Source organism: Microbacterium sp. (genome assembly GCF_036277215.1).
Lineage (GTDB): Bacteria > Actinomycetota > Actinomycetes > Actinomycetales > Microbacteriaceae > Microbacterium.
The window spans coordinates 1-2,319 of sequence record NZ_DASUNI010000103.1 but is presented as its reverse complement, the minus strand read 5'-3'; the positions used below and the strand labels follow the sequence as shown (position 1 = coordinate 2,319).

At 63.9% G+C, this 2,319-nt stretch carries 3 protein-coding genes; 2 read left to right on the top strand and 1 reads right to left on the bottom strand.

All coding sequences use genetic code 11. The annotated features are described in order from the left end of the window. Positions 1-81: 81 nt before the first annotated feature. A complete protein-coding gene (locus VFX99_RS05135) occupies positions 82-714 on the bottom strand; it encodes a response regulator transcription factor (protein ID WP_329665241.1) in 633 nt (210 codons plus the stop codon). A gap of 200 nt (positions 715-914) precedes the next feature. Here VFX99_RS05135 and VFX99_RS05130 point away from each other — a divergent pair, with 200 nt between their 5' ends. Continuing rightward, positions 915-1,355 carry a DNA starvation/stationary phase protection protein gene (locus VFX99_RS05130; RefSeq protein WP_329665240.1) on the top strand — a complete coding sequence of 147 codons (441 nt, stop codon included), beginning with the start codon at positions 915-917 and terminating at the stop codon, positions 1,353-1,355. Positions 1,356-1,403: 48 nt separating this feature from the next. Further along, a complete protein-coding gene (locus tag VFX99_RS05125; protein ID WP_329665239.1) occupies positions 1,404-2,111 on the top strand; it encodes a hydrolase in 708 nt (235 codons plus the stop codon). Positions 2,112-2,319 lie beyond the last annotated feature (208 nt).

Here is a 2,319-nt window from a genome sequence, read left to right as displayed (position 1 = left end):
CCGCGGACTCCAGTAGATTTCCTAGGGACTCCAGCATCCGATCGTCATCATCGACAACCGCCACAACATATCGTGTCGAATTCACGCTGTCCTCGGCTCCGTGGGCCCCACCTTCAATTGCGCCGCCATCCGGACGAGGTCGGCGAACGACGCCGCCGACATTTTCTGCATGATCCGTCGTCGATGAATCTCGAGCGTGACCTCACTGATGCCGAGTTCCGCCGCGGCCTGCTTGTTGAGAAGACCGCTGACCACTAACGGCATGACCTCAGCCTCGCGCGGAGTGAGCGTCCGGTAACGCTCTTGCAGCCGCGCACGCTCGGCACGCTGCAGCCGTGTTCGCCGATCCTCGTCGATCGCCTTGTTCACGGCATCCACGAGGTCCTGTCGGCCGAAAGGCTTCGGCAGAAAATCGACGGCTCCGCTTTTCATCGCGCGCACGGACGAGGGGATGTCCCCGTGGCCGGTGATGAAGACGATGGGTGGGTGATAGGCTGCTTCGAGTTGGCGCTGAAACTCCAGTCCGTTGACGTCCGGCAGCTCGATGTCCAGGATCAGGCACGCGGGAAGATCGGGCTTCGCGTACCGCAGGTAATCGGCGGCGCAGCCGAACGTGACCGCTGGGACCCCGACCGCGGACAGCAGTTCGCATAGCGCCTCGCAGACGCGCTCGTCGTCATCCACCACGTAGACGATCCGATCTGGCGTGCTCACGGCAGCCCTCCGTACGGTTCAGCGTAATCCCGATACAGCGCCGGCGGGATCATGGAAACCCGTTATAGATCACGTCCTTGCCGACCTCCTACACTCCGTCCTGCGAGCCCCGGGTGAGGGCTGCGGCACGCAAGCATCGCAGTGGAGGCCACGTGGAAGTTACAAACGAGCTCACATCAGACCTCGGGCGCGCTGCGCCGGTGGAGGTCACGGACGCGCTGCGTCGGCTCCTGGCCGACGTGTTCGCGCTCTACGTGAAGACGAAGAGTTTCCACTGGCACATTGGCGGGCCCCATTTTCGCGACTACCACCTCCTGCTCGATGAGCAGGCGGGACAGATCTTCGCCATGACGGACGTGATCGCCGAGCGAGCCCGAAAGCTCGGGGGTACTGCGGTTCGTTCCGTCAGCGACATCTCGCGTCATCAGCGGCTGCAGGACAACAACGAAGAAGCGGTTGCCGCGATCGAGATGTTGACCGAGCTCCGCGATGACAACCGCCACCTCGCGCGCCTCCTGCAGGCGGTGCATGAGCTGTGCGACCGACACGGCGACGTCGCCACCGCAAGCCTCACCGAAACCTGGATCGACGAGGCACAGCAACGAGCCTGGTTTCTGTCGGAGATCACCCGGGACCTCTAACCGGCGCTACCGCGCTCCCGGTGCGCCCAGTCAACGGAGAAGGATGCCATGTCGCGCACGAACCGCCTCGCGCCTCGCAGTGAGAAGGGCCTGCTGACACCGGACAACTGCGTCGTAGCGCTGATCGATCTGCAGCCTCAGATGCTCTTCGGCGTCGCCAACTTCGATCGGCAGGCGATCATCAACGCCAACGTCGTGCTCTCGAAGGCGGCCCGGGTGTTCGACGTGCCCGTCGTGCTCTCGACCGTGGAAACGAAGGCCTTCAGCGGGCACCTGTGGCCGCAGGTCCAGGCGGTCTTCCCCGACCAGATGCCAATCGAACGATCGACGATGAACTCATGGGACGACGACACCTTCGTCGACGCCATCAGGAAGAGCGGCCGCAAGAAGATTGTGCTGGCCGGCCTCTGGACGGAAACATGCGTCGCACTTCCCACCGTCCAGGCCATTCACGATGGCTACGACGTGTACGTCGTCGAAGACTGCTGCGGCGACGTGAGTCAGCTGGCTCACGAGAACGCGATGCAGCGTGTGATCCAGGCTGGAGCGAAGCCGGTCACGGCGCTCTCCGTGATGCTCGAGTGGCAGCGCGATTGGGCTGCGCGCGAAACGTACGACGCGGTCGTTGACATCGTGAAATCCCACTTTGGCGCCTACGGGGTTGGTGTCGAGTACGCGTACACGATGGTACACGGTGCGCCGTCGACGCTGTGGCCTGAGTACGTCGTGCCCGTAGCCCACACGGTAACGACGTAATCGTCTCGACTGAACGGAGGGCACCATGCGGCCGGCGGGTGTTGACGCGGATCTGATCGTGACAAACGCGCGAGTCTCGACCCTCGAGGAGGGCGGCCAGGACGCGAGTGCGTTGGCCGTGCGGGATGGCCGCTTCATCGTCGTCGGGAGCGATGCCGAGATGGCGGGCCTCCGATCGGATCGGACCCGCGTCATCGACGCGCACGGC